Genomic DNA, 25,870 nt, shown 5'->3' on the forward strand with positions numbered 1-25,870 from the left:
AGCAGGGTGAATAGTATCTATTTAACTTACTGTATTTAATGGATAAATTTTCATTTCAAAATGTTAGTGAGATCACTTGACCTCTTCTCTAGCCCAGATGGCGCTTGAGTTTATAATTTTATTCACAGGCTGTGAATAGTTCAGGCATCCCGCGTAAGCCCTTTTTCAATCACCCTCACCAGACGCTGTTTCTTCGGTAGCTGCACCTCGATCGCACAGGCATTACGCTTCTCAATTTGCTGCGCAATCGCCCATTCTATGTGTTCATCAAGAAGTGGGTGCTCACCTCTACGGCTTTCAAGCGCCCGCACGTTCGCTTCATCCCACGGGGCATTACCCAGCGCGACGGCAACATTACGCAGCCAGCGCAGATGACCGATACGGCGAATGGCCGAACCTTCCGTCACCTTCAGGAACCAGGCTTCGGTCCAGGCGAACAGCTCAATGAGCTGCGGCGCATGCAGCGCCTTACGCGGGCTGAAATCCTCTTCGTCCGTGAGCTGCGAATAGCGGTTCCACGGGCAGATCAGCTGGCAGTCGTCGCAGCCGTAGATGCGGTTGCCGATAAGCGGTCGAAACTCTTCGGGAATGGCCCCTTCCAGTTCGATAGTGAGGTAGGAGATGCAGCGGCGCGCATCAACGGTGTAAGGCTCTACGATGGCACCCGTCGGGCAGATGGTCATGCAGGCCACGCAGCGGCCACAGCCTTCCTCTACCGGACCGTCTACCGGCAGCGGTAAATCAATCAGCAGTTCACCCAGGAAAAAGAACGATCCGGCGTCGCGGCTGAGGATAAGTGAGTGCTTACCTGTCCATCCAAGCCCGGCTTTTTCGGCGATCGGGCGCTCAAGAATAGGCGCAGAATCGACAAAGGGTCTAAAATTCAGCGAAACACAGTGCTGCTGAATAGTTTCCCCGAGTTTTTTTAAACGGTTACGCAAAAGCTTATGGTAATCACGTCCCAGGGCGTACCGGCTGACGTAACCTAAAGAGGGATTTTTTAGCGTGCGCGCAAAGGCCGCGTTGGCGGGCAGGTAGTTCATGCGCACGCTGATGACGCGTAATGTGCCCGGCAAAAGCTCGTGAGGACGCGCGCGCATCATGCCATGACGCGCCATCCATTCCATTTCGCCGTGGTATTGTTTGTCCAGCCAGGCCTGCAGTTTCGGCTCGCTGGCGGAAAGGTCGGTATCGGTAATGCCCACCTTCTGGAAGCCAAGCTCAGCACCCCACTGTTTTATTTTTTGCGCTAATTCATTGAGATCGAGGGGCTGTGACATGACGGACCATACGGTGAAGAAAAACCCCGCAAGTATACCACATTCCATCTGGCATGCGGATGACCTCCGGCGCGCCGAAAAAGAGGCCGCAGACAGCCTCGGAATTACCCTCTATGAACTGATGCTGCGCGCGGGTGAGGCGGCGTTTAACGTTGCCCGCAGCGCGTACCCGCAGGCCGCCCACTGGCTGATTCTGTGCGGGCACGGCAATAACGGCGGCGACGGCTACGTCGTCGCCCGTTTGGCGGTTGCGGCGGGTATCCGCGTGACGTTGCTGGCCCTGGAGAGCGATAAACCGCTGCCGGAAGAGGCCGACGCGGCGCGGGAGGCGTGGCTTAACGCGGGCGGTGTGATTCATGCGCCTGATATCGTCTGGCCGGAAGAGGTGGATCTGATTGTTGATGGTCTGCTGGGTACCGGGCTACGCAGTGTGCCTCGTGAGAACATTGCCGCGCTTATTGAACACGCTAACAGACATTCCGCGCCGGTAGTCGCCCTGGATATTCCCTCTGGCCTGATTGCACAAACCGGCGCGACGCCGGGGGCGGTCATTCATGCTGCCCATACGGTGACCTTCATCGCCCTCAAGCCAGGGCTACTGACCGGTAAAGCGCGAGACGTCGTTGGCGTGCTGCACCACAATGCGCTGGGGCTGGAGAGCTGGCTGGCCGGGCAGGAAATGCGCATCGCGCGTTTTGATGCGTCGCATCTTGCTGCATGGCTTCCGCCGCGCCGGCCGACGTCCCATAAGGGCGATCACGGCAGGCTGGTGATTATTGGCGGCGACCATGGTACGGCAGGTGCGATTCGCATGACCGGCGAAGCGGCTCTGCGCAGCGGTGCCGGATTAGTGCGAGTACTCACTCGCATCGAGAATATTGCGCCGATCGTTACAGCCCGACCGGAGCTGATGGTGCACGAGCTTACGCCCCAGGCGCTTGAAGAGAGCCTTGAATGGGCGGATGTGGTGGTAATTGGCCCGGGTCTTGGGCAGCAGGCATGGGGTAAACAGGCCCTGCAAAAGGTCGAGAATTTTCGTAAACCGATGCTGTGGGATGCCGACGCGCTTAACCTTCTGGCAATAAACCCGGATAAGCGTCACAATCGCATTCTGACGCCACACCCCGGCGAAGCCGCGCGCCTGCTTAACTGCAGCGTGGCAGAAATTGAAAGCGATCGCTTACTTTCTGCTCAGCGTCTGGTAAAACGTTACGGAGGTGTTGCTGTTTTGAAAGGGGCAGGAACCGTTGTCGCCAGTGACGAGACGCAGGGCATTATTGATGCTGGAAATGCGGGCATGGCAAGCGGCGGCATGGGCGATGTGCTTTCCGGCATCATTGGCGCATTGCTTGGACAGAAACTTCCCCTTTATGATGCAGCCTGTGCGGGCTGCGTGGCCCACGGTGTCGCGGCGGATAAACTCGCCGCGCGTTACGGTACACGCGGTATGCTGGCCACCGATCTTTTTTGCACGCTGCGGCGTGTTGTTAACCCGGATGTGATTGACGTAGAAAATGACTAATCGAGCGATTCCTTTACCTGATGAACAAGCCACTTTAGACCTCGGCAAGCGCGTGGCGCAGGCCTGTCAGGGGGCAACCGTCATTTATCTGTATGGTGATTTAGGTGCGGGTAAAACCACCTTCAGCCGGGGTTTTTTGCAGGCGTTAGGGCATAACGGGAATGTGAAAAGCCCAACCTACACGCTGGTCGAACCGTACACCCTTGAAAATCTCATGGTGTACCACTTTGATTTATACCGCCTTGCGGATCCTGAGGAGCTGGAATTTATGGGGATCCGTGATTATTTTGCCAACGACGCCATTTGCCTGGTGGAGTGGCCGCAACAAGGTGCGGGTGTGCTGCCTGACCCGGATGTCGAAATTCACTTAGATTACCAGGCACAAGGGCGTGAGGCACGCATCAGTGCTGTTTCCTCATCAGGCAGTTCCTTACTGGCGCGACTGGCCGGTTAAGCGTAGGGATGACGGGATGATAAATCGCGTTAAAGGTTGGTTGTTGGCTGCCACCGTGCTGCTGTGCGCGCAGGCCGGGGCGGCAAACCTCTCAGATATTCAGGTATCAAACGGCGAAAGCCAGGCCCGTATCACGTTCAGCTTTATGGGCGATCCTGAATATGCGTTTTCACAGCCAGACAGCCACAGCGTGGCGCTGGATATCAAGCAGACTGGCGTGATCCAGGGGCTACCGCTGCGGTTTAGCGGCAACAACCTGGTGAAAAGTATCCGTTCGGGAACGCCGCAGGATAGCCAGTCGTTACGCCTGGTGGTCGATCTGACCGAAAAGGGCAAAACGAAGGCGGTGAAGCAGCAAAACGGGGCGAACTATACGGTGGTCTTTACCATCAATGCCGACGCACCGCCACCGCCTCCACCGCCGCCGGTCGTAGCGAAGCGCGTGGAAGAACCGGTATATACGCCGCGTCCTTCTGAACCTGCGCGTAATCCGTTTAAATCGCAGAACGACCGCATTACTGCGGCAATCAGCAGCAATACGGTGACGCGTCCGGCGGCCAGCGCGCGACGCGCGACGGTCAGCGGTGACAAAGTGATTATCGCCATTGATGCGGGCCACGGCGGGGAAGATCCGGGGGCGATTGGCCCTGGCGGCACGCGAGAAAAAAACGTGACTATCGCTATCGCGCGTAAGCTGCGTTCGCTACTCAATGATGACCCTATGTTTAAAGGCGTGTTGACCCGCGACGGGGATTACTTTATCTCCGTAATGGGACGCTCGGATGTGGCGCGTAAGCAAAACGCGAACTTCCTGGTCTCCATTCATGCGGACGCCGCACCGAATCGTAGCGCCACCGGCGCCTCGGTTTGGGTGCTGTCGAACCGTCGCGCTAACAGCGAAATGGCCAACTGGCTGGAAGAGCATGAGAAGCAGTCTGAACTGTTAGGCGGCGCGGGCGACGTGCTGGCGAACAGCCAGTCCGATCCGTACCTCAGCCAGGCGGTGCTGGATTTACAGTTCGGTCATTCTCAGCGCGTCGGGTATGATGTCGCCACTAACGTATTGAACCAGCTGCAAAGCGTTGGCGTGCTGCATAAGCGTCGTCCGGAACATGCCAGCCTCGGCGTTCTGCGCTCGCCGGATATCCCGTCCATCCTTGTAGAGACGGGCTTTATCAGTAACAACGGTGAAGAGCGTCTGTTGGGAAGCGACAGCTACCAGCAGCAAATTGCCGAAGCGATTTATAACGGTCTGCGTAAATATTTTGATGCCCATCCGCTGCAGTCCGCGCCGCAAAGCGGCGCTGCCCAGACGGCCAGTGCAGCGCTACCGGGTGAGATGACCGCGACCAACTAAGGAGAATTCATGCCGATTCAGGTTCTACCGCCGCAGCTCGCGAACCAAATCGCCGCCGGTGAGGTGGTGGAACGCCCTGCGTCGGTGGTGAAGGAGCTGGTGGAAAACAGCCTCGATGCGGGCGCAACCCGCATCGATATTGATATCGAACGCGGTGGCGCGAAGCTTATCCGCATTCGCGACAACGGCTGTGGCATCAAAAAAGACGAGCTGGCGCTGGCGCTGGCCCGTCACGCCACCAGTAAAATAGCCTCTCTGGATGACCTGGAAGCGATTATTAGCCTTGGTTTTCGCGGTGAAGCGCTGGCCAGTATCAGCTCGGTTTCGCGCTTAACGCTGACCTCCCGTACCGCTGAACAGCAGGAAGCCTGGCAGGCTTACGCCGAAGGGCGCGATATGGATGTGACGGTTAAACCCGCAGCGCACCCTGTTGGCACGACGCTGGAAGTCCTGGATCTGTTCTACAACACCCCCGCCCGACGCAAGTTTATGCGTACCGAGAAGACCGAGTTCGGCCATATCGACGAGATCATTCGCCGTATCGCGCTGGCCCGCTTCGATGTCACCATCAACCTCAGCCACAACGGCAAGGTGATGCGCCAGTATCGCGCGGTGGCAGAAGGGGGACAGAAAGAGCGCCGTTTGGGGGCGATCTGCGGTACGCCGTTTCTGGAACAGGCGCTGGCCATTGAGTGGCAGCACGGCGATCTGGCTTTACGCGGCTGGGTTGCCGATCCAAACGCGAGCAGTGCTGCGTTTGCGGAGATCCAGTATTGCTACGTAAACGGCCGCATGATGCGCGACCGTCTCATCAATCACGCGATTCGCCAGGCCTGCGAAGACAAACTCGGGGCCGATCAGCAGCCTGCTTTCGTCCTTTATCTGGAAATCGACCCCCATCAGGTGGATGTGAACGTCCATCCCGCCAAGCATGAGGTGCGGTTCCACCAGTCGCGTCTGGTTCACGACTTTATTTATCAGGGCGTAGCCACCGTGTTGCAGCAGCAGGCAGAGCCAACGCTGCCGCTGGAGAACGACGCCCCTGCACCGCGTCCGCTGCCAGAAAACCGTGTCGCGGCAGGCCGTAACCATTTTGCGGAGCCTGCCGTCGCGCGTGAACCGGAAGCCCCGCGTTTCTCCCCGGCAGGGAGCGCACCGCGTCCAACGGGCGCGAACTACCCGAATGCCCAGCCTGGCTATCAGAAGCAGCAGGGCACGCTGTACCGCAAGCTGCTGGAAACGCCAGCCGTGGAGCGTAAAGAGCACATTCAGGCCGCTCAGCCTTCTCTGGACGGCCATAGCCAGAGTTTTGGCCGGGTGCTGACGATTATTGCGCCGGATATGGCACTGCTTGAGCGTGACGGCAAATTGATGCTTCTGGCACTGCCGGTCGCCGAACGCTGGCTCAAGCAGGTGCAGCTCACGCCAGGTGAAAATGCAGCCTGCGCGCAGCCGTTGTTAATTCCGGTTCGCCTGAAAATATCCCCTGAGGAAACAAGGGTATTGCAGCGCGCCGAGCCGCAGCTGGCGCAAATGGGTATTGAAACTGTGCTCGAACCACAACATGTGACAATTCGTGCAGTGCCTTTACCCTTACGCCAACAAAATTTACAAAACTTGATTCCTGAACTGATAGGCTACCTGGCGCAGCAAACATCGTTTGATGCCGCCAACACCGCGCAGTGGATCGCCCGCCATCTGGCAAGCGAACACGCGCCGTGGAGTATGGCACAGGCCATTAGCGTGTTGGCGGAGGTGGAACGCCTCTGTCCGCATCTGGTGAAAACGCCGCCGGGTGGGTTATTACAACCTGTTGATTTACAAACGGCGATGAACGCCCTGAAACATGATTGACGCAAGTAAGGCGAGCCTGCCTAAGGCAATTTTTTTAATGGGCCCAACGGCCTCCGGCAAAACGGCGCTAGCCATTGAGTTGCGTAAAGTTTTGCCTGTAGAGTTGATTAGCGTCGACTCCGCCCTCATCTACCGAGGGATGGACATCGGCACGGCGAAGCCTGACGCAGAAGAGTTGCGTGCGGCACCGCACCGTTTGCTGGATATTCTCGACCCGGCTCAGGCGTACTCCGCAGCGGATTTCCGCCGGGATGCCTTAGCCGAGATGGCCGAGATAACGGCGGCGGGACGTATACCGCTGTTGGTTGGCGGAACTATGCTCTATTTCAAGGCGTTGCTGGAGGGGTTGTCACCTCTGCCATCCGCGGATCCGGAAGTAAGAGCGAAAATTGAGCAGCAGGCGGCAGAGCAGGGTTGGGACGTTTTGCATCAGCAACTGGCGGAGATTGACCCGGTTGCGGCAGCACGGATCCATCCAAATGATCCGCAAAGGCTTTCCCGGGCACTGGAAGTTTTTTTCATTTCGGGTAAAACTTTAACGGAACTGACGCAAACGTCAGGAGAGGCTCTGCCGTATCAGGTGCATCAGTTCGCCATCGCCCCGGCGAGCCGTGAACTGCTCCATCAGCGAATTGAGCAGCGTTTTCATCAGATGTTAGCTTCAGATTTTGAAGCAGAAGTGCGGGCGCTATTTGCCCGTGGAGATTTGCATACGGACATGCCTTCCATTCGTTGTGTGGGATACCGCCAGATGTGGTCGTATCTTGAAGGTGAGATTTCATACGATGAAATGGTTTATAGAGGTGTTTGCGCCACGAGACAGTTAGCGAAGCGCCAGATCACCTGGTTGCGCGGTTGGGACGGCGTTCACTGGTTAGACAGTGAAAAACCACAACAGGCGTTAAACGAAGTGATTGAGGTTGTTGGTGATATCGCTCACTGAATGTGTACAATTGAGACGTATCGTGCGCAATTTTTCAGAATCGCAAGGTTCTAAGTACAAAACAAGCATATAAGGAAAAGATAGAATGGCTAAGGGGCAATCTTTACAAGATCCGTTCCTGAACGCATTGCGTCGGGAACGTGTTCCAGTTTCTATTTATTTGGTGAATGGTATTAAGCTGCAAGGTCAGATTGAGTCTTTCGATCAGTTTGTGATTCTGTTGAAAAACACGGTCAGTCAGATGGTCTACAAGCACGCTATTTCTACTGTTGTTCCGTCCCGTCCGGTATCTCATCACAGCAATAACGCTGGCGGCGGCACTGGTAGTAACTACCATCATGGCAGCAGCGCGCAGGGTTCTTCAACGCCGGCGCAGGACAGCGACGAAACCGAATAAGGTTTCGCACTGTTATCCACACGGGGAGCCAGGGATCCTGCGTTCCCCGCTGATCTTTTTAGAGAGGTTTACGCTTGTTTGACCGTTATGATGCCGGTGAGCAGGCGGTGCTGGTACACATCTATTTTTCGCAAGACAAAGATATGGAAGACCTCCAGGAGTTTGAATCTCTGGTCTCTTCCGCCGGTGTCGAAGCAATGCAGGTGATTACCGGTAGCCGTAAAGCGCCGCACCCAAAGTATTTTGTTGGTGAAGGTAAAGCAGTCGAAATTGCGGATGCCGTAAAAGCAACCGGCGCGTCAGTCGTGTTGTTTGATCATGCGCTGTCTCCAGCCCAGGAGCGCAACCTGGAAGCCCTTTGCGAATGCCGTGTTATCGATCGCACGGGTTTGATTTTAGATATTTTTGCTCAGCGTGCACGTACCCACGAAGGGAAACTGCAGGTTGAGCTGGCGCAGCTGCGCCATCTGGCAACGCGTCTGGTGCGTGGCTGGACACACCTTGAAAGACAAAAAGGCGGGATTGGTTTGCGCGGCCCGGGTGAAACCCAGCTCGAAACCGACCGTCGTTTGCTGCGTGGCCGAATTACCCAGATCCTCTCACGTCTGGAACGTGTAGAGAAACAGCGTGAACAGGGACGTCGGGCGCGAACGAAAGCCGACATCCCGACGGTGTCGCTGGTGGGCTATACCAACGCCGGTAAATCCACCCTGTTTAACCAGATAACCGAGGCCCAGGTTTATGCCGCAGACCAGCTGTTTGCGACCCTGGACCCTACGCTGCGCCGTATTGACGTTGCAGATGTCGGTGAAACGGTGCTGGCGGATACCGTAGGGTTTATTCGCCATCTGCCGCATGACCTGGTGGCGGCGTTTAAAGCCACCCTGCAGGAGACGCGACAGGCGACTCTGCTGCTGCACGTGATTGATGCAGCAGACGTGCGCGTGCAGGAGAATATCGACGCGGTGAACGTGGTGCTCGAAGAGATCGACGCCCATGAGATCCCAACGCTGTTGGTCATGAACAAGATCGATATGCTGGACGATTTCGAACCGCGTATCGACAGAGATGAAGAAAACAAACCGATTCGGGTCTGGCTTTCTGCCCAGACCGGTATTGGTGTGCCACTGCTTTTCCAGGCTTTGACAGAACGTCTTTCCGGTGAGGTAGCTCAGCACACGCTGCGACTGCCGCCACAGGAAGGCAGGCTGCGCAGCCGGTTTTATCAGCTTCAGGCGATAGAAAAAGAGTGGATGGAGGATGACGGCAGCGTGGGGATGCAGGTGCGTATGCCGATCGTTGACTGGCGTCGCCTCTGTAAACAAGAACCTGCGCTGGTCGACTATATCGTCTGATCAGAAAGGGGATGCCTGAATAATTCGCCCTTGCATAACAAATATGGAGCATATACATGGCGTGGAATCAGCCCGGTAATAACGGACAAGACCGCGACCCGTGGGGAAGCAGCAAACCTGGCGGCAACTCTGAGGGAAATGGCAACAAAGGTGGTCGCGAGCAGGGGCCGCCGGATCTGGATGATATCTTCCGCAAACTGAGCAAGAAGCTTGGTGGCCTTGGCGGAGGAAAAGGTTCTGGCTCGGGTGGCAATTCCACTCAGAGTTCGCGCCCGCCAATGGGTGGCCGCGTAGTGGGCATCGTGGCCGCTGCGGTAGTCATCATCTGGGCAGCCAGCGGGTTCTACACCATTAAAGAAGCAGAACGCGGCGTGGTCACCCGTTTCGGTAAGTTCAGCCATCTGGTTGAGCCGGGTCTGAACTGGAAGCCGACCTTCATTGACGACGTGACCGCGGTAAACGTGGAGTCCGTCCGTGAACTGGCCGCCTCTGGCGTGATGCTGACCTCTGACGAAAACGTGGTGCGCGTTGAGATGAACGTGCAGTACCGCGTGACCGATCCTGAGCGTTATCTGTTTAGCGTGACCAGCGCCGATGACAGCCTGCGTCAGGCGACCGACAGCGCTCTGCGCGGTGTGATCGGTAAATACACCATGGACCGTATCCTGACCGAAGGTCGTACCGTTATTCGTAGCGATACCCAGCGCGAGCTGGAAGAGACCATTCGTCCGTACAACATGGGTATCACCCTGCTGGACGTCAACTTCCAGGCTGCGCGTCCGCCGGAAGAGGTGAAAGCCGCATTTGACGATGCGATTGCTGCCCGTGAAAACGAACAGCAGTACATCCGTGAGGCAGAAGCGTACACCAACGAAGTTCAGCCACGCGCTAACGGTCAGGCGCAGCGTATTCTGGAAGAAGCGCGCGCGTATAAGACGCAGACCATCCTGGAAGCTCAGGGTGAAGTGGCTCGCTTTGCGAAGATCCTACCGGAATATAAAGCGGCACCTGAAATTACCCGTGAGCGTCTCTATATCGAGACCATGGAAAAAGTGCTGAGCCACACCCGCAAAGTGTTGGTTAACGACAGTAAAGGCGGAAACCTGATGGTTCTGCCGCTGGATCAGATGCTGAAAGGCAGTGCTGCGCCAGCAGCGAAAGGCGACACCAGCGGCGCGAACAACCTGCTGCGTCTGCCGCCAGCCTCATCAGGCAGCGCCAGCACGAACACAACGCCTTCTTCGAACGATGGTGACATTATGGACCAACGCCGTGCTAACGCGCAGCGTAACGACTACCAGCGTCAGGGGGAATAAGGATGCGTAAGTCAGTTATTGCGATCATCGTCATCGTACTGGTCGCGCTTTATACCTCGATCTTTGTGGTGAAAGAAGGCGAGCGTGGGATTAAGTTCCAGTTCAGCAGCGTCGTGCGTGATGGCGACAAACGCCCGGTGATTTATGAGCCGGGTCTGCACTTCAAGGTGCCGTTCATTCAGTCAGTGAAAACGCTTGATGCGCGTATCCAGACCATGGATAACCAGGCCGACCGTTTCGTGACCAAAGAGAAGAAAGACCTGATCGTTGATTCCTATATCAAATGGCGCATCAGCGACTTCAGCCGTTACTTCCTGGCAACGGGCGGCGGTGACGTTTCTCAGGCAGAAGTGCTGCTGAAACGTAAGTTCTCTGACCGTCTGCGTTCCGAGATTGGTCGTCTGGATGTGAAAGACATCGTGACCGACTCCCGCGGTCGTCTGACCCTGGAAGTTCGCGATGCGCTGAACTCCGGTACAGCGGGCACGGAAGATGAAGTTTCAACGCCGGCAGCAGATGATGCGATTGCCAAAGCGGCGGAACGCGTTCAGGCGGAGACCAACGGTAAAGTGCCGGTGATCAACCCGAACAGTATGGCTGCGCTGGGTATCGAAGTGGTTGACGTGCGTATCAAGCAGATCAACCTGCCAGTAGAAGTGTCCGAGGCGATTTACAACCGTATGCGCGCCGAGCGTGAAGCGGTAGCCCGTCGTCACCGTTCACAGGGCCAGGAAGAGGCTGAGAAGCTGCGTGCAGCAGCGGACTATGAAGTCACCAAGACGCTGGCGGAATCTGAGCGCCAGGGCCGTATCCTGCGCGGTGAAGGCGATGCCGAAGCGGCGAAGCTGTTCGCGGATGCCTTCAGCCAGGATCCTGACTTCTACGCCTTTATCCGTAGCCTGCGTGCTTACGAGAATAGCTTCCAGAGCAACCAGGATGTGATGGTGCTCAGCCCGGACAGCGATTTCTTCCGTTATATGAAGACGCCGACTAACGCAACGCGATAAACTCAGGCTCGTTTGAGTATTCAAACCACCGCTCTCAACGGAGCGGTGGTTTTCTTTTATAAGGAATAAAAATGAATTCAACGATCTGGCTCGCACTGGCTTTGGTCCTGGTGCTGGAAGGTCTTGGACCGATGCTTTATCCGCGCGCCTGGCGTCGAATGATCGCCACGATGAGCCAACTGCCGGATAATATTTTGCGTCGTTTTGGCGGAGGTCTTGTGGTTGCGGGCATCGTGATCTACTACATGTTGAGGAAAACGATTGGCTGATCAAAAAGTAGGCGCAATCGGCGTATTTTGAGGTCAAAAAGTGCTGTATATCTGAAAAAGCGATGGTAGAATCCATTTTTAAGCAAACGGTGATTTTGAAAAAAATGGGTAACAACGTCGTCGTACTGGGCACCCAATGGGGTGACGAAGGTAAAGGGAAGATTGTTGATCTTCTGACTGAACGGGCTAAATATGTTGTACGCTACCAGGGCGGTCACAACGCAGGCCATACTCTCGTAATCAACGGTGAAAAAACCGTCCTCCATCTTATTCCATCAGGCATTCTTCGTGATAACGTCACCAGCATCATCGGTAACGGCGTTGTGCTGTCTCCTGCTGCGCTGATGAAAGAGATGAAAGGTCTGGAAGACCGTGGTATCCCTGTTCGTGAGCGTCTGCTGCTCTCCGAAGCCTGCCCGCTGATCCTGGATTATCACGTGGCGCTGGACGTAGCGCGTGAAAAAGCGCGCGGTGCGAAAGCGATCGGTACCACCGGTCGTGGTATCGGCCCGGCTTATGAAGATAAAGTTGCACGTCGCGGTCTGCGCGTGGGCGACCTCTTCGACAAAGCAACCTTCGCTGAAAAACTGAAAGAAGTGATGGAATATCACAACTTCCAGCTGGTGAACTTCTACAAAGCTGACGCTGTTGACTACCAGAAAGTGCTGGATGACGTCATGGCGATCGCTGACATTCTGACCGGTATGGTTGTTGATGTGTCCGATCTGCTGGACCAGGCGCGCAAGCGTGGCGATTTCGTCATGTTCGAAGGTGCGCAGGGTACGCTGCTGGACATCGACCACGGTACCTATCCGTACGTTACCTCCTCTAACACCACTGCAGGTGGCGTGGCGACCGGATCTGGCCTGGGTCCACGTTATGTGGATTACGTTCTGGGCATCATCAAAGCGTACTCCACTCGCGTGGGTGCGGGTCCATTCCCGACCGAGCTGTTTGATGAAACCGGCGAGTTCCTGTGCAAGCAGGGTAACGAGTTTGGCGCGACCACCGGTCGTCGTCGTCGTACCGGCTGGCTGGATGCGGTTGCAGTGCGTCGTGCAGTGCAGATCAACTCCCTGTCTGGCTTCTGCCTGACCAAGCTGGACGTACTGGACGGCCTGAAAGAAGTGAAAATCTGCGTAGGCTACCGTATGCCAGATGGCCGCGAAGTGACCACTACTCCGCTGGCTGCTGACGACTGGGAAGGCATTGAGCCAATCTACGAAACCATGCCGGGCTGGTCTGAGACCACTTTCGGTGTGAAAGAGCGTAGCGGCCTGCCGCAGGCGGCGCTGGATTACATCAAGCGTATTGAAGAACTGACCGAAGTGCCGATCGATATTATTTCTACCGGCCCGGATCGTACTGAAACGATGATCCTGCGCGACCCGTTCGACGCATAATCTTCGTGAATGCTGGCCTGCGGGGTGACCCGTAGGCCGGATAAGCGTAGCGCCATCCGGCGAACGCTCCTGGATCTCCGCTTTTTCGCCCCGTCTGTCAAATAAATTAGCCGCTAACTATCTGGCTGGTTTATCATCATTAATGAATATCTCTGCGGTTTGACCGCGTTTTCCCTTTTTTCCTGAGGTTGATGTGCAGTTAACAAGTTTCACCGATTACGGCTTACGTGCGCTGATTTACATGGCGTCGTTACCTGAGGGGAAGATGACCAGTATCTCTGAAGTCACGGAAGTTTACGGCGTATCCCGTAATCATATGGTCAAAATAATCAATCAACTTAGTCGTGCCGGATACGTTGCTGCCGTCCGCGGGAAGAATGGTGGGATCCGTCTCGGTAAACCGGCACAGAGTATTCGTGTGGGCGATGTGGTACGTGAACTGGAGCCGCTGTCTCTGGTGAACTGCAGCAGCGAGTTCTGCCACATCACGCCCGCTTGCCGCCTGAAAAAGGCGCTTTCAAAGGCCGTGCAGAGTTTTCTCATGGAACTGGATAACTACACGCTGGCCGATTTGGTTGAAGAGAATCAACCGCTTTATAAATTATTGCTGGTGGAATGAAGAAAATTTCCACCGGAGCTGACAACGGAGGAACCGACATGTCACATGATCCTTTCCAGGAACGCGAAGCTGAAAAATACGCGAATCCTATTCCCAGCCGCGAGTTCATCATTGAACACTTAACAAAACGCGAAAAACCCGCCAATCGTGAAGAACTTGCCGTTGAATTAAACATTGAAGGTGAAGAGCAAATTGAAGCCCTTCGCCGCCGCCTGCGCGCGATGGAGCGTGACGGGCAGCTGGTCTTTACCCGCCGCCAGTGCTACGCGCTGCCAGAACGCCTCGATCTGCTGAAAGGGACCGTCATTGGTCACCGCGATGGCTTTGGCTTCCTGCGCGTGGAAGGCCGTAAAGACGATCTGTACCTCTCATCTGAACAGATGAAAATGTGCATCCACGGCGACCAGATCCTGGCGCAGCCGCTGGGCGCGGACCGTAAAGGCCGCCGCGAAGCGCGCGTGGTACGCGTTCTGGTGCCAAAAACCAGCCAGATCGTCGGCCGCTACTTTACCGACGCGGGCGTGGGCTTCGTGGTGCCGGACGACAGCCGTCTGAGCTTCGACATTCTGATCCCACCTGAAGAGGTGATGGGTGCCCGCATGGGCTTTGTGGTGGTGGTGGAACTCACCCAGCGCCCAACCCGTCGCACCAAAGCGGTAGGTAAAATCGTTGAAGTGCTTGGCGACAACATGGGCACAACCATGGCCGTTGATATGGCGCTGCGCACCCATGAGATCCCCTACGTCTGGCCGAAAGCGGTTGAAGATCAGATCGAAAGCCTGCGCGAAGAAGTGCCGGAAGAGTCCAAGGTGGGCCGCGTGGATCTGCGCGATTTGCCGCTGGTCACTATCGACGGTGAAGATGCCCGCGACTTCGATGACGCCGTCTACTGCGAGAAAAAACGCGGCGGCGGCTGGCGCCTGTGGGTCGCTATTGCAGACGTAAGCTACTATGTTCGTCCGCACACCCCGCTGGATAACGAAGCGCGCAGCCGCGGTACCTCGGTCTACTTCCCGTCGCAGGTCGTGCCGATGCTGCCGGAAGTGCTGTCTAACGGCCTGTGCTCCCTGAACCCGCAGGTTGACCGCCTCTGTATGGTTTGCGAGATGACCATCTCCACCAAAGGGCGCTTAACCGGCTACAAGTTCTACGAAGCGGTGATGAGCTCGCACGCGCGTCTGACCTATACCAAGGTCTGGCATATGCTGCAGGGCGACCAGGATCTGCGCGAACAGTACGCGCCGCTGGTCAAACACATCGAAGAGCTGCATAACCTCTACAAAACGCTGGATCAGGCGCGCGAAGAGCGCGGCGGGATCTCGTTTGAGAGTGAAGAAGCGAAATTCATTTTCAACGCAGAACGCCGCATTGAGCGTATCGAGCAGACCCAGCGTAACGATGCGCACAAGCTAATTGAAGAGTGTATGATTCTGGCGAATATCTCGGCGGCACGATTCGTCGAGAAAGCCAAAGAGCCTGCGCTGTTCCGTATTCACGATAAACCGTCGACGGAAGCCATCACCGCGTTCCGCTCCGTGCTGGCTGAACTGGGTCTGGAGCTGCCTGGCGGTAACAAGCCAGAGCCGCGCGATTACGCCGAGCTGCTGGAGTCCATTGGCGATCGTCCTGACGCAGAAATGCTGCAGACGATGCTGCTGCGCTCTATGAAGCAGGCGATTTACGATCCGGAAAACCGGGGACACTTCGGCCTGGCGCTGCAGTCTTACGCCCACTTTACCTCGCCGATCCGTCGTTATCCTGACCTCTCTCTGCACCGTGCGATCAAGTATCTGCTGGCGCAGGAGCAGGGCCATAAAGGGAACACCACCGAAACCGGTGGCTACCACTATTCGATGGAAGAGATGCTGCAGCTGGGCCAGCACTGCTCCATGGCCGAACGTCGTGCCGATGAGGCAACCCGCGACGTGGCGGACTGGCTGAAGTGTGACTTCATGCTCGATCAGGTGGGTAACGTCTTTAAAGGCGTGATTGCCAGCGTGACCGGCTTTGGTTTCTTTGTTCGTCTGGACGAGCTGTTCATTGACGGTCTGGTGCACGTCTCCAGCCTGGATAACGACTACTATCGCTTTGACCAGGTCGGTCAGCGCCTGATTGGCGAATCTGGCGGCCAGACCTATCGTCTGGGCGACCGCGTGGAAGTGAAGGTCGAAGCCGTGAATATGGACGACCGTAAAATCGACTTCAGCCTGATCTCCAGCGAGCGCGCGCCGCGTAACGTCGGGAAAACCGAGCGTGAAAGGGCAAAAAAAACCGGTAACGGTAAACCGGGCGGCGGTAAACGTCGTCAGGCGGGCAAGAAGGTAAACTTCGAGCCGGACAGCGCGTTCCGCGGCGAGAAGAAACAGAAGCCGAAGGCGGCGAAGAAAGAAGCCCGTTCAGCGAAAAAACCGTCCGCGAAAACGCAGAAAATAGCTGCCGCGACCAAAGCGAAGCGCGCGGCCAAGAAAAAGCAGGCGGAGTAAATTCTCCCCTCACCCTGACCCTCTCCCCAACGGGGGGAGGGGAAATACTTATTACGAGAACCATCAATGAGTGAAATGATTTACGGCATCCACGCGGTGCAGGCCCTTCTCGAGCGCGCACCGGAGCGTTTTCAGGAAGTGTTTATTCTGAAAGGGCGTGAAGATAAGCGTCTGATGCCGCTGATCCACGCGCTGGAAGCACAGGGCGTGGTGATCCAGCTGGCGAACCGCCAGTTCCTGGATGAGAAAAGCGAAGGCGCGGTTCACCAGGGGATCATTGCCCGCGTGAAGCCGGGTCGTCAGTATCAGGAAAACGATCTGCCGGATCTGATTGCCGAGCTGGATAACCCGTTCTTCCTGATCCTCGATGGCGTTACCGATCCGCACAACCTCGGCGCGTGCCTGCGCAGTGCGGATGCGGCGGGCGTGCATGCGGTGATCGTGCCGAAAGATCGCTCCGCGCAGCTGAACGCGACGGCGAAGAAAGTGGCCTGCGGCGCGGCGGAAAACGTTCCGCTGATCCGCGTGACCAACCTGGCGCGCACCATGCGTCTGCTGCAGGAAGAGAACATCTGGATCGTCGGTACTGCCGGTGAAGCGGATCATACTCTGTACCAGAGCAAAATGACCGGCCGTCTGGCGCTGGTGATGGGGGCGGAAGGCGAAGGCATGCGTCGTCTGACCCGCGAGCACTGCGACGAGCTAATTAGCATCCCGATGGCGGGCAGCGTATCGTCCCTGAACGTTTCCGTTGCGACGGGCATCTGCCTGTTTGAAGCGGTGCGCCAGCGCGGAGAATAAACAGCAAGGCCGTCCAAAGGACGGCCTTTAGTGTTTTCTCCCTCTCCCCGTGGGAGAGGGCACCAGACGGTGACAAACTCACTCCTCTAACGACCGCAAATGGTCATCCTTCCTCAGCGTCATCAGCGCGAAAATACTCACTACCGCCGTCGCCATCACGTAATACGCTGGAATATCCAGGTTGCCCGTCTGCTTAATCAGTCCGGTAATGATTAGCCCCGCACATCCCGAGAAAATCGCGTTCGACAAAGAGTAGGCCAGCCCCAGCCCCGTATAGCGCACGCGCGTCGGGAACATCTCAGATAGCATCGCCGGACCCGGACCCGCCAGCATGCCCACCAGACCGCCCGCAATCAGTACCACGCCAGCCTTCACCGCCAGCGTGCTCGACTCCGCCTGAAGGATTTTCAGCAGCGGCAGGGCGAGGAGCAGCAGCATCGCGGTGGCGATAATCATCACCGTGCGGCGCCCGATCCTGTCGCTCAGGATCCCCGACGGGATAATAGTCAGCGCAAACCCAATATTCGAAATCACCGCTATCAGCAGCGCCTGGTTAAACCCGGTATGCAGCGCCGACTGCAGATAGGTCGGCATAATCACCAGGTAGGTGTACCCCGCCGCAGACCAGACCATTACGCGCCCAATCCCCATCACGATGGCCCGGAGCGTGGCGGCAGTATCCGCCTGAGCGACAGCCGGTTTATCCTGCTGCTGCACAAAGCTGGGCGTCTCCTCCATGCTGACGCGAAGCCACAGCGCAACGACGCCCATGGGCAGCGCCAGGAAGAAAGGAATGCGCCAGCCCCAGTCGTGCAGGGCTTCAGGCGTGAGGAGGGCGGAGAGCAGCGCCACGATGCCTGCGCCCGCTAACAGCCCCAGCGCCACGGTAAAGGACTGCCACGCGCCATAGAGCCCACGCTTGCCGCGCGGGGCGAACTCCGTCATCAGCGAGACCGCACCGCCGTACTCGCCGCCCGCGAACAGCCCCTGCAGGATGCGCAGCAGCGTAATAATGAGCGGCGCGGCAATCCCGATGCTGGCATAGACCGGCACAACGCCGATGGCGGCGGTAGCGAGCGTCATCAATACCAGCACAATGATTAGCGTCGGCTTACGGCCAATCCGGTCGCCGATGCGGCCAAACACCACCGCACCCAGCGGGCGGAAGAAGAAGGCGATGGCAAACGAGGCGTAGGTGAGGATCAGGCTGGTAAGCCCCGCTTCTCCTTCAAGCTGGAAGAAGTTTTTCGCAATCACGGTCGCCAGAAAACCGTAGACCGCAAACTCATACCACTCGATAAAGTTACCAATGGAGCCTGCAATTAATGCTCGCTTGTGCGCATCCGGTTGCATAACGATCCTCACTGAAAAGGGTAAGAATAAATTATTCAACAAAAGCGAAGTCATGAAATAGTTTATTCTTATGTTCTGTGAGCTAATTCACGAATGATATCAGCGGGATCGTGAACGTGTGACTCCCCTCCCATGCAGCGTGTGCGCGGTCTGTCCATACTTATCGTCATTGCCACTGAAGGAGGGAGACAGCATGCACTGGCAGACCCATACCGTTTTTAATCAACCTGCACCGCTTTCCAACAGCAACCTTTTCCTCTCGGACTGCGCCCTGCGCGATGCGGTCGCGCGTGAAGGGGCCGAGTGGGATATCGAACTCCTCGCCAGCATTGGTCAGCAACTGGGTACGGCGGAGTCGCTGGAGCTGGGCAGGCTGGCAAACGTTAATCCTCCGGAGCTACTCCGTTATGACGCCGCCGGCGAGCGGCTGGATGACGTCCGCTTTCACCCGGCGTGGCACCTGCTGATGCAGGGACTCTGCGCCAACCGCGTGCATAACCTGGCGTGGGAAGAGGAGGCGCGTAAAGGGTCGTTTGTCGCTCGGGCCGCACGGTTTGTGCTTCATGCTCAGGTGGAGGCGGGCACGCTTTGCCCGGTCACCATGACGTTCGCCGCCGCGCCGCTGCTGCAGCAGGCGCTCCCCAAAGCATTTCACGACTGGCTGACGCCGCTGCTCAGCGATCGCTACGATCCGCATCTGTCCCCTGGCGCGCAAAAGCGCGGCCTGCTGATCGGCATGGGAATGACGGAAAAGCAGGGCGGCTCAGACGTGCTCAGCAACACCACCAAAGCGGAAAAATGCAGCGACGGCAGTTACAGGCTGGTGGGGCATAAATGGTTTTTCTCCGTCCCGCAAAGCGATGCGCACCTGGTGCTGGCCCAGGCGAAAGGTGGGCTATCCTGCTTTTTTGTGCCGCGCTTTTTGCCTGACGGACAGCGCAACGCCGTCCGGCTGGAGCGTCTCAAGGACAAGCTCGGGAACCGCTCCAACGCCAGCAGCGAGGTGGAGTTTCTTGATGCCTCCGGCTGGCTGCTGGGGGAAGAGGGCGAAGGGGTACGGCAGATCCTCAAAATGGGCGGTCTGACGCGCTTTGACTGCGCGCTGGGCAGCCACGGACTGATGCGTCGGGCGCTCTCGGTGGCGCTGTACCATGCCCATCAGCGGCAAACCTTCGGCAAAAATCTCATCGACCAGCCGCTAATGCGTGAAGTGCTAAGCCGGATGGCGCTGGTGCTCGAGGGGCACACGGCGCTGCTGTTCCGCCTGGCCCGGGCGTGGGACAAGCGTGCCGATCCGCAAGAGGCCGCCTGGGCGCGGCTGTTTACCCCGGCGGCGAAATTTAGCGTCTGTAAAGCGGGCATCCCGTTTGTCGCTGAGGCGATGGAGGTGCTGGGTGGGATCGGATATTGCGAAGAGAGCGAACTTCCCCGCCTGTACCGTGAGATGCCGGTCAACAGCATATGGGAAGGATCGGGGAATATCATGTGCCTGGACGTTCTGCGCGTGCTGGCGAAGCAGCCCGGTATTCACGATCTGCTTGCCGACGAGTTTGCGCAGGTAAAAGGGCAGGACAGACACTTCGACCGCAGCTGGCGACAGCTGCAGCAAAAACTGCGTAAACCGCAGGAGGCGCAGGGGCGGGAGATCGCGCAGCAGCTTTTCCTGCTCGGTACCGGGAGCCAGATGCTGCGGCACGCATCGCCGCCGGTGGCGCAGGCGTGGTGCCGCATGATGCTGGACACCCGTGGCGGTACGCTGATGAGCGAGCAGGTGCAAAGTGACCTGCTGCTGCGCGCCACGGGCAGAGTCGGCTAGCCTTTTAGCTGGAACAGACTCACCAACTGAGTCAGGTGTGAACCCTTCTCGCGCAGCGTTTGAGCCGTTTGCTCGCTGCGCGAGATGCGATCGGCATTGATATGCGACGCTTCGCCAATATGGGTCATGGCGAGGTTCACCTGGCCGATCCCGGCGGACTGCTCGCGTGAAGCATGGTTAATCTCGGTGACCAGCTGGCTGATGTTATCGATATGAATGATGATGTCATTCATCGCCAGGCGCGTCTGTTCAGACAGCGCATGACCCTCACTCACTTTTCTGAGCGTATCGCCAATCAGCTGTTCAATCTCCTTCACCGCGTTAGCGCTGCGTCCCGCCAGCGCGCGAACTTCCTGGGCGACTACCGCAAATCCTTTTCCGTGCTCGCCCGCGCGAGCCGCTTCCACTGCCGCATTCAGCGCCAGAATATTGGTCTGGAAAGCAATGGACTCGATCACGCGGGTGATGTCTTCGATGCGTTTTGACGCTTCGCGAATGTCGTCCATGGTCGACACCGCGTGGGTGACCGTCTCACCGCCCTGATGAACCGCAAGCGAGGTTTCACCCACCAGCTGCTGCGTTTGCTCCATATTGGCGGCATTTTGCTGCACGGTGGCGGCCAGCTGCTCCATGCTGGCGGACGTCTCTTCCACGCTGCTGGCCTGCTTGTTGATCTGCTCTGAAATCTCGCCAGTGTCGGCGGCCAGCGCGTTGGTGCCTGAATGGATCTCGCCTGCGGCCTCACGGACCTGCAGCACAATTTTTTGCAGGCCACCGCCGATGCCGTTGATGGCATCGATCAGCTGGCCGACTTCGTCCTGGCGCGTCACGGGCAGGCTGGAACGGAGATCCCCTGCGGCATATTGCCGGGCAAGGTGGATCACATTGCGCAGCGGTCGGGTCAGCACGCGGCGAATCAGGACCACGAACAGGCCAGCAAAAAGGATGGATAAGACCACGCCGGCCAGCAGGAAGCGATCGCGCATGGCGGTGACGCTTGAGAGCAGCACCGATTTATCCACTTCACCCACGATAGTCCAGTTCCAGCCCGGCAGCGGGGTATAGGCCATTTTCAGCGTGCGGCCGTCGTCGCTTACGCGCTCCAGCGTGCCGGATTTATCACTCAGAAGCTGCTGCTGCGTCGCGCCGTCCCACTTCGGCAGTTTTCCCTCTTCGCTGGCGTGGAACAGATATTGCCCGCGCGTTTTTCCGTTGCTGCGATCCAGCACAAAGAAGTGACCGCTCTCGCCCAGCCGGCGGTTGAGGATTTTCTCACGCATGACGTTCCAGGAGTGGGTGATGTCCACCCCGACAAAAACGATCGCAATGACCTGTCCTTCGGCGTTTTTCACCGGCTGGTACTGGGTGATGTAGCGTTTGCCAAACAGCAGCGCCAGGCCGCGGTAGACTTCACCTTTGCTGACGGCGGCAAAGGCCGGGCTGGCGTTATCCAGAACGGTACCCATTGCGCGCTCGCCGTTCTCTTTGCGCAGGGAAGTGGCTACGCGAACAAAGTCGTTACCGCTGCGTACAAACAGCGTCGAAATGGCTCCCGTACGGTTCAGGAACTCGTCCGAAAGCGTGTTGTTTTCATGCAGCCCGGTTTCTCCGCCTTTCAGAAGCGGAACGCTGAGCCCGTTAATCGTCTGGGTTTGGGAAGTATCAATGTTCAGGGGCTGCGGTAAAAAGGTGGTGAACAGACGGGTATAGCTCTCAACCTCTTCACTCAGGCTGGTGTTAAACATCTGCACCATGTCGACCATGCCGGTGGACTGATTGTGCAGATCTTCTACCGCAAGGGCTTCAAGCTGCTGGCTGGCTTTTTGGCTGAGCAGAAAAGTGAAAAGCAGAAACAGCGTGGCGACACTGACGCCCGTAAGCAGTGACAGCTTCGCACCCAGGCCTGCGCGGCGAAAAACGTTGATCATAAATTGCTCATCATTGAAAAGGTATGGTTCTTCAACGGCAGAGCGGGGATTACGTTTACTGAATTAATGTAACAAAATGTTATTTTATTGTTCTTAATTGGTTTTATATAAGATAAAAAATTTGCAAAAACGAAAAGCCACTAAAAATTAGTGGCTTTTATCAGGAGGGAGATTACACGTAGAGAATGGCCTGTACCCGCCAGCGATCGATATGGTTATCTTCCTGCATCTGGATGATGCGATACCATGAAGCACCCTGCTCATCGGCCTTTAATGCCACGACACGTTCAACGTCTTGCGGGCTCCCCGAGATATTATTCACGGAGATCTGGCCAATTTCATTCAGGCCAGTCACGCAATCAGCACTGGCGAATTCTGCTGACTGCGCGGTGGTGCTCAGCAGGCCTGCTGAGAGCAACAGTGAGGTCAAAGCAAGAGTTCGTTTCATCGTCAGCTCCATTTCACATATATCCGGTATCCGCCGGGCAATCCTTCGCAAATAAACTCCCTTCCATTGACGCGGGCATGGAGTTTATTGTGGACAGGAAAATGTCTATGGACGCAAAGCAGTGTAAATCTCGTTCAAAGGAAAACCATTATTTCCGGTACAAAATGGCCTGTGAATACCACTGTCCCGTTATGATGGTTTCGTCGATCATAATGATGACGTAATAATCTGCTTTGGCAGCGACGGCCTGTGCTTTTATTGCCGATTCTGCGTCATCCGGAGAGCCGCGAACCAGCGCGGAGATGGTGCCCATTCGTTGTAATCCTTCCGTCTGATTACGACGAATCTCCTGTGGATGATCGGCGACCGGTGGAGCGGGTTGCGGCGTTCCCTGCAGCGCGCTACAGCCACTCAGCAGAAACACCAGCAATAAAGCAGCAAACCTGCGCATAACCATATCTCGTTTCCTGATAGCCATAGTGTAGTTGTCTGTGAATTTAGTTTTGGGGGAATGTTCCCGAAGTGTTATCTGGGACGTATATTTCGAATGAAAATGACGTGAAAGCGTAACCCAGTTCTCAACATTATGAATCATACATTCGCACAGGGTCGACAATGATTGAAATTGAAATACGCCACCTCGGCGACCATGAAATTTTACACGCGATGCCAGCGGGTAAACGTGATAAACCGCTGCCAGTTGTGGTTTTTTATCACGGGTTTACCTCATCGAAGCTGGTTTACAGTTATTTTGCGGTAGCGCTGGCGCAGGCGGGTTTTCGCGTGGTAATGCCAGATGCACCAGACCACGGCGCACGCTTTATGGGCAATGAGCAGGCGCGGCTGGGGCAGTTCTGGCAGATTCTGCACGGGAGCCTGACCGAGTTTGCCGGGCTGCGCGATGCGCTTTATGAGGCAGGGCTGGTGGCCGACAATCGTCTGGCTGTCGCTGGGGCATCGATGGGCGGTATGACGGCGCTGGGGATTATGACGCATCATCCTGAAGTGAAGTCTGTCGCCTGTCTGATGGGCTCGGGCTACTTTACTTCGCTGGCGAAGACGCTTTTTCCCCTTCAGGATTTAACGGAAATGACCGCGACGCTGGCTGAGTGGGAAGTGACCCGGGCTTTGCCGCGCGTGGCCGATCGCCCGCTGCTGCTGTGGCACGGTGACGCGGATGATGTGGTCCCGCCCGAGGGAACCTTCCGTCTTCAGCAGGCGTTAATGAATGAAGGACTGGACGGTAATCTGACCTGTCTGTGGGAGCCGGGCGTCCGCCACCGCATCACGCCAACGGCGCTCGACGCCACGGTGGCGTTTTTCCGCCAGCATCTTTAGACGCGCAGGACTTTCACCCCCTGATCTTCCAGCTTCTGGAGGATCTCAGGGTTGGCGCCTTTGCCGGTGATCACCATGTCGATTTGTTCGGCACGGCTGAATAACATCCCTGCGCGCTCGCCCACTTTGCTGCTGTCGACCAGCACAACGAGCTTGCCCACAACGTTGAGCATGTTTTGCTCCGCCATCGCGGTCAGCATATCGGTTTTATACAGGCCATCCGCCGTCAGGCCTTTGCCGCTGGTAAACATCCAGTGCCCGGCATAGAGACTGTTTTCGCTGTCCTGAGGGCTAAGGGTGATGGACTGGCTTTTGTTGTACTGGCCGCCCATGATCACCACGCTCTCATGCTCCTGATCGATGAGATAGTTGGCGAGCGGCAAGTAGTTGGTGATGATTTGCACCGGCTTGCCGCACATTTCACGACCCAGCAGAAACGCCGTGGAGCCGCAGTTGATGACCACGCTCTCACCGGGATTCACCAGTTGCGAAGCGGCTCTGGCGATCCGTACTTTTTCATCATGATTTTGCGCCTGATGAATATTCATCGGCGTCCAGCGGGGGCGCTGCTGGCTGATGGCTTCCGCGCCGTTGCGGACCTTTTTCAGCTTGCCGCTTTCATCCAGCTTGTTAATGTCTCGCCGCGCCGTTGCCGGGGAGATCCCTAAACGTTCGATCGCTTTCTCGACGGTGATAAACCCTGTTTGCGCCAGGAGTTCCAGGAGAATTTGATGCCGTTGCGCTTCCGTCATGAGCTATTCCGATAAGAATTGATTTGAAAAGATGATATTTGAAATAGCGTGAAATTACTAAAAGAAATATGACATCGCCAGACATCACGTCTGGCGATTTGGCTGCGCTATCAGAGGAAGGACTTGAACGGCAGGTCTGGCTCAATGGTGAAGCAATCATCGAAACCACGTGGGTAGTGATATTCCAGATTGTCCTTGTCCAGCGGCCAGGTGAACTTGCCGCCGACCTGCCAGATGAACGGCTTGAAGCCATACTTAAGGCGGTCTTTTTTCATTTCCCACAGCACGCGGATTTCCTGCGGATCTGCCTGGAAGTTTGACCAGATATCGTGGTGGAACGGAATAACCACTTTGGTATTCAGCGCTTCCGCCATACGCAGCATATCGGCGCTGGTCATTTTGTCGGTAATGCCGCGCGGGTTCTCGCCGTAGGAGCCGAGCGCCACGTCAATCTGGTGCTCGTTACCGTGCTTCGCGTAATAGTTGGAGTAGTGAGAGTCGCCGCTGTGGTACAGGGAACCGCCAGGGGTTTTAAACAGGTAGTTGACCGCACGCTCATCCATGCCGTCCGGCAGTACGCCAGCGGCTTTCTGGTCGGCTGGCAGGGTAATCAATGCGGTACGGTCAAAGGCATCCAGCGCATGGATTTCAATATCTTTGATTTTCACCACGTCGCCAGGCTTCATCACGATGCAGCGCTCTTTCGGCACGCCCCAGCCAATCCAGAGATCCACGCAGGTCTGTGGCCCAATAAACGGCACGTCGTCCGCGCAGTTTTGCATTACCGCTGCCGCCACGTTCACGTCGATATGATCGTTGTGATCGTGAGTGGAAAGGACGGCGTCGATCTGGCGAATGGCAAACGGATCAAGCACAAACGGTGTGGTACGCAGGTTCGGCTGCAGTTTTTCTACGCCCGCCATGCGCTGCATCTGATGGCCTTTTTTCATCAGCGGATTGCCGTGGCTCTGCTTGCCGGTGCCGCACCAGAAATCGACGCAGATATTGGCGCCACCCTCTGATTTCAGCCAGATACCGGTACAGCCGAGCCACCACATTGCAAACGTGCCAGGAGCAACCTGTTCCTGCTCGATCTCTTCATTCAGCCAGCTGCCCCACTCCGGGAAGGTGCTCAGAATCCATGACTCACGGGTGATGGTGTTCACTTTACTCAT

Annotated in this window: 23 protein-coding genes; 16 read left to right on the top strand and 7 right to left on the bottom strand. The window is 56.7% G+C overall.

What is annotated here, in order from left to right; genetic code table 11:
* Nucleotides 1-140: 140 nt before the first annotated feature.
* Nucleotides 141-1,280, bottom strand: a complete 1,140-nt coding sequence (gene queG, locus AC2TE5_RS02115; protein ID WP_148244452.1) for a tRNA epoxyqueuosine(34) reductase QueG — start codon at nucleotides 1,278-1,280, stop codon at nucleotides 141-143.
* Here queG and nnr point away from each other — a divergent pair.
* From nnr to rlmB, 14 genes are all read left to right on the top strand, one after another.
* Nucleotides 1,279-2,802: a bifunctional ADP-dependent NAD(P)H-hydrate dehydratase/NAD(P)H-hydrate epimerase gene (gene nnr, locus AC2TE5_RS02120; RefSeq protein ID WP_213329044.1), complete on the top strand. Its 1,524-nt coding sequence runs from the start codon at nucleotides 1,279-1,281 to the stop codon at nucleotides 2,800-2,802. The genes queG and nnr overlap by 2 nt on opposite strands.
* The gene (tsaE, locus tag AC2TE5_RS02125; protein WP_008502923.1) at nucleotides 2,795-3,256 is read left to right on the top strand and encodes a tRNA (adenosine(37)-N6)-threonylcarbamoyltransferase complex ATPase subunit type 1 TsaE; all 462 of its coding nucleotides are present in this window, start codon (nucleotides 2,795-2,797) and stop codon (nucleotides 3,254-3,256) included. The genes nnr and tsaE overlap by 8 nt, the downstream gene beginning before the upstream one ends.
* Nucleotides 3,257-3,272: 16 nt before the next feature.
* Complete coding sequence (amiB, locus tag AC2TE5_RS02130; RefSeq protein WP_484612564.1) at nucleotides 3,273-4,613, top strand: N-acetylmuramoyl-L-alanine amidase AmiB; 1,341 nt, start codon at nucleotides 3,273-3,275, stop codon at nucleotides 4,611-4,613.
* 9 nt (nucleotides 4,614-4,622) lie between these two features.
* Complete coding sequence (mutL, locus tag AC2TE5_RS02135; protein ID WP_484612565.1) at nucleotides 4,623-6,467, top strand: DNA mismatch repair endonuclease MutL; 1,845 nt, start codon at nucleotides 4,623-4,625, stop codon at nucleotides 6,465-6,467.
* On the top strand, nucleotides 6,460-7,410 hold the full coding sequence (gene miaA, locus AC2TE5_RS02140) for a tRNA (adenosine(37)-N6)-dimethylallyltransferase MiaA (RefSeq protein WP_213329042.1): 951 nt from the start codon (nucleotides 6,460-6,462) through the stop codon (nucleotides 7,408-7,410). Before mutL ends, miaA begins: the two co-directional genes overlap by 8 nt.
* 85 nt (nucleotides 7,411-7,495) lie before the next feature.
* Nucleotides 7,496-7,807 carry an RNA chaperone Hfq gene (gene hfq / locus AC2TE5_RS02145; protein WP_023334248.1) on the top strand — a complete coding sequence of 104 codons (312 nt, stop codon included), beginning with the start codon at nucleotides 7,496-7,498 and terminating at the stop codon, nucleotides 7,805-7,807.
* A 74-nt stretch (nucleotides 7,808-7,881) separates the two neighbouring features.
* Nucleotides 7,882-9,162, top strand: coding sequence for a ribosome rescue GTPase HflX (gene hflX / locus AC2TE5_RS02150; protein WP_023310136.1), 1,281 nt, complete (start codon nucleotides 7,882-7,884; stop codon nucleotides 9,160-9,162).
* Nucleotides 9,163-9,218: 56 nt separating this feature from the next.
* A complete protein-coding gene (gene hflK, locus AC2TE5_RS02155; RefSeq protein ID WP_213329041.1) occupies nucleotides 9,219-10,478 on the top strand; it encodes an FtsH protease activity modulator HflK in 1,260 nt (419 codons plus the stop codon).
* 2 nt (nucleotides 10,479-10,480) lie between these two features.
* Nucleotides 10,481-11,485 (top strand): protease modulator HflC, encoded by a 1,005-nt coding sequence (gene hflC / locus AC2TE5_RS02160; RefSeq protein WP_023334250.1) that lies wholly within the window; start codon nucleotides 10,481-10,483, stop codon nucleotides 11,483-11,485.
* A 71-nt stretch (nucleotides 11,486-11,556) separates the two neighbouring features.
* Nucleotides 11,557-11,754: a DUF2065 domain-containing protein gene (locus tag AC2TE5_RS02165; protein ID WP_003855996.1), complete on the top strand. Its 198-nt coding sequence runs from the start codon at nucleotides 11,557-11,559 to the stop codon at nucleotides 11,752-11,754.
* 104 nt (nucleotides 11,755-11,858) lie between these two features.
* Entirely contained in the window at nucleotides 11,859-13,157 is a 1,299-nt protein-coding gene (locus AC2TE5_RS02170; RefSeq protein WP_024907332.1) for an adenylosuccinate synthase, read from the top strand.
* 193 nt (nucleotides 13,158-13,350) lie between these two features.
* Entirely contained in the window at nucleotides 13,351-13,776 is a 426-nt protein-coding gene (gene nsrR / locus AC2TE5_RS02175; protein WP_023334253.1) for a nitric oxide-sensing transcriptional repressor NsrR, read from the top strand.
* 38 nt (nucleotides 13,777-13,814) lie between these two features.
* Entirely contained in the window at nucleotides 13,815-16,259 is a 2,445-nt protein-coding gene (rnr, locus tag AC2TE5_RS02180; protein WP_193940751.1) for a ribonuclease R, read from the top strand.
* A gap of 66 nt (nucleotides 16,260-16,325) precedes the next feature.
* Nucleotides 16,326-17,060, top strand: coding sequence for a 23S rRNA (guanosine(2251)-2'-O)-methyltransferase RlmB (gene rlmB / locus AC2TE5_RS02185; protein ID WP_010427468.1), 735 nt, complete (start codon nucleotides 16,326-16,328; stop codon nucleotides 17,058-17,060).
* Nucleotides 17,061-17,138: 78 nt separating this feature from the next.
* Here the strand turns inward: rlmB and AC2TE5_RS02190 are convergent, their stop codons facing one another.
* A complete protein-coding gene (locus AC2TE5_RS02190) occupies nucleotides 17,139-18,413 on the bottom strand; it encodes an MFS transporter (protein ID WP_484612566.1) in 1,275 nt (424 codons plus the stop codon).
* Nucleotides 18,414-18,606: 193 nt separating this feature from the next.
* Here AC2TE5_RS02190 and AC2TE5_RS02195 point away from each other — a divergent pair, with 193 nt between their 5' ends.
* Complete coding sequence (locus AC2TE5_RS02195; protein ID WP_484612567.1) at nucleotides 18,607-20,229, top strand: isovaleryl-CoA dehydrogenase; 1,623 nt, start codon at nucleotides 18,607-18,609, stop codon at nucleotides 20,227-20,229.
* Here AC2TE5_RS02195 and AC2TE5_RS02200 read toward each other — a convergent pair.
* The 3 genes from AC2TE5_RS02200 to bsmA form a co-directional block, all read right to left on the bottom strand.
* Nucleotides 20,226-22,157 carry a methyl-accepting chemotaxis protein gene (locus AC2TE5_RS02200; RefSeq protein ID WP_484612568.1) on the bottom strand — a complete coding sequence of 644 codons (1,932 nt, stop codon included), beginning with the start codon at nucleotides 22,155-22,157 and terminating at the stop codon, nucleotides 20,226-20,228. The two genes, AC2TE5_RS02195 and AC2TE5_RS02200, sit on opposite strands and share 4 nt — an antisense overlap.
* Before the next feature lie 172 nt (nucleotides 22,158-22,329).
* A complete protein-coding gene (gene yjfN, locus AC2TE5_RS02205) occupies nucleotides 22,330-22,617 on the bottom strand; it encodes a DUF1471 family protease activator YjfN (protein ID WP_032665074.1) in 288 nt (95 codons plus the stop codon).
* 136 nt (nucleotides 22,618-22,753) lie between these two features.
* The gene (bsmA, locus tag AC2TE5_RS02210; RefSeq protein ID WP_029740376.1) at nucleotides 22,754-23,083 is read right to left on the bottom strand and encodes a biofilm peroxide resistance protein BsmA; all 330 of its coding nucleotides are present in this window, start codon (nucleotides 23,081-23,083) and stop codon (nucleotides 22,754-22,756) included.
* 137 nt (nucleotides 23,084-23,220) lie between these two features.
* Between bsmA and yjfP the strand changes: the two genes are divergently transcribed.
* Entirely contained in the window at nucleotides 23,221-23,943 is a 723-nt protein-coding gene (yjfP, locus tag AC2TE5_RS02215; protein ID WP_484612569.1) for an esterase, read from the top strand.
* Here the strand turns inward: yjfP and ulaR are convergent.
* Nucleotides 23,940-24,695 carry an HTH-type transcriptional regulator UlaR gene (ulaR, locus tag AC2TE5_RS02220; RefSeq protein ID WP_032643819.1) on the bottom strand — a complete coding sequence of 252 codons (756 nt, stop codon included), beginning with the start codon at nucleotides 24,693-24,695 and terminating at the stop codon, nucleotides 23,940-23,942. The genes yjfP and ulaR overlap by 4 nt on opposite strands.
* A gap of 110 nt (nucleotides 24,696-24,805) precedes the next feature.
* Nucleotides 24,806-25,870, bottom strand: a complete 1,065-nt coding sequence (ulaG, locus tag AC2TE5_RS02225; RefSeq protein WP_010427455.1) for an L-ascorbate 6-phosphate lactonase — start codon at nucleotides 25,868-25,870, stop codon at nucleotides 24,806-24,808.

The organism is Enterobacter sp. N5-15, from assembly GCF_057221635.1.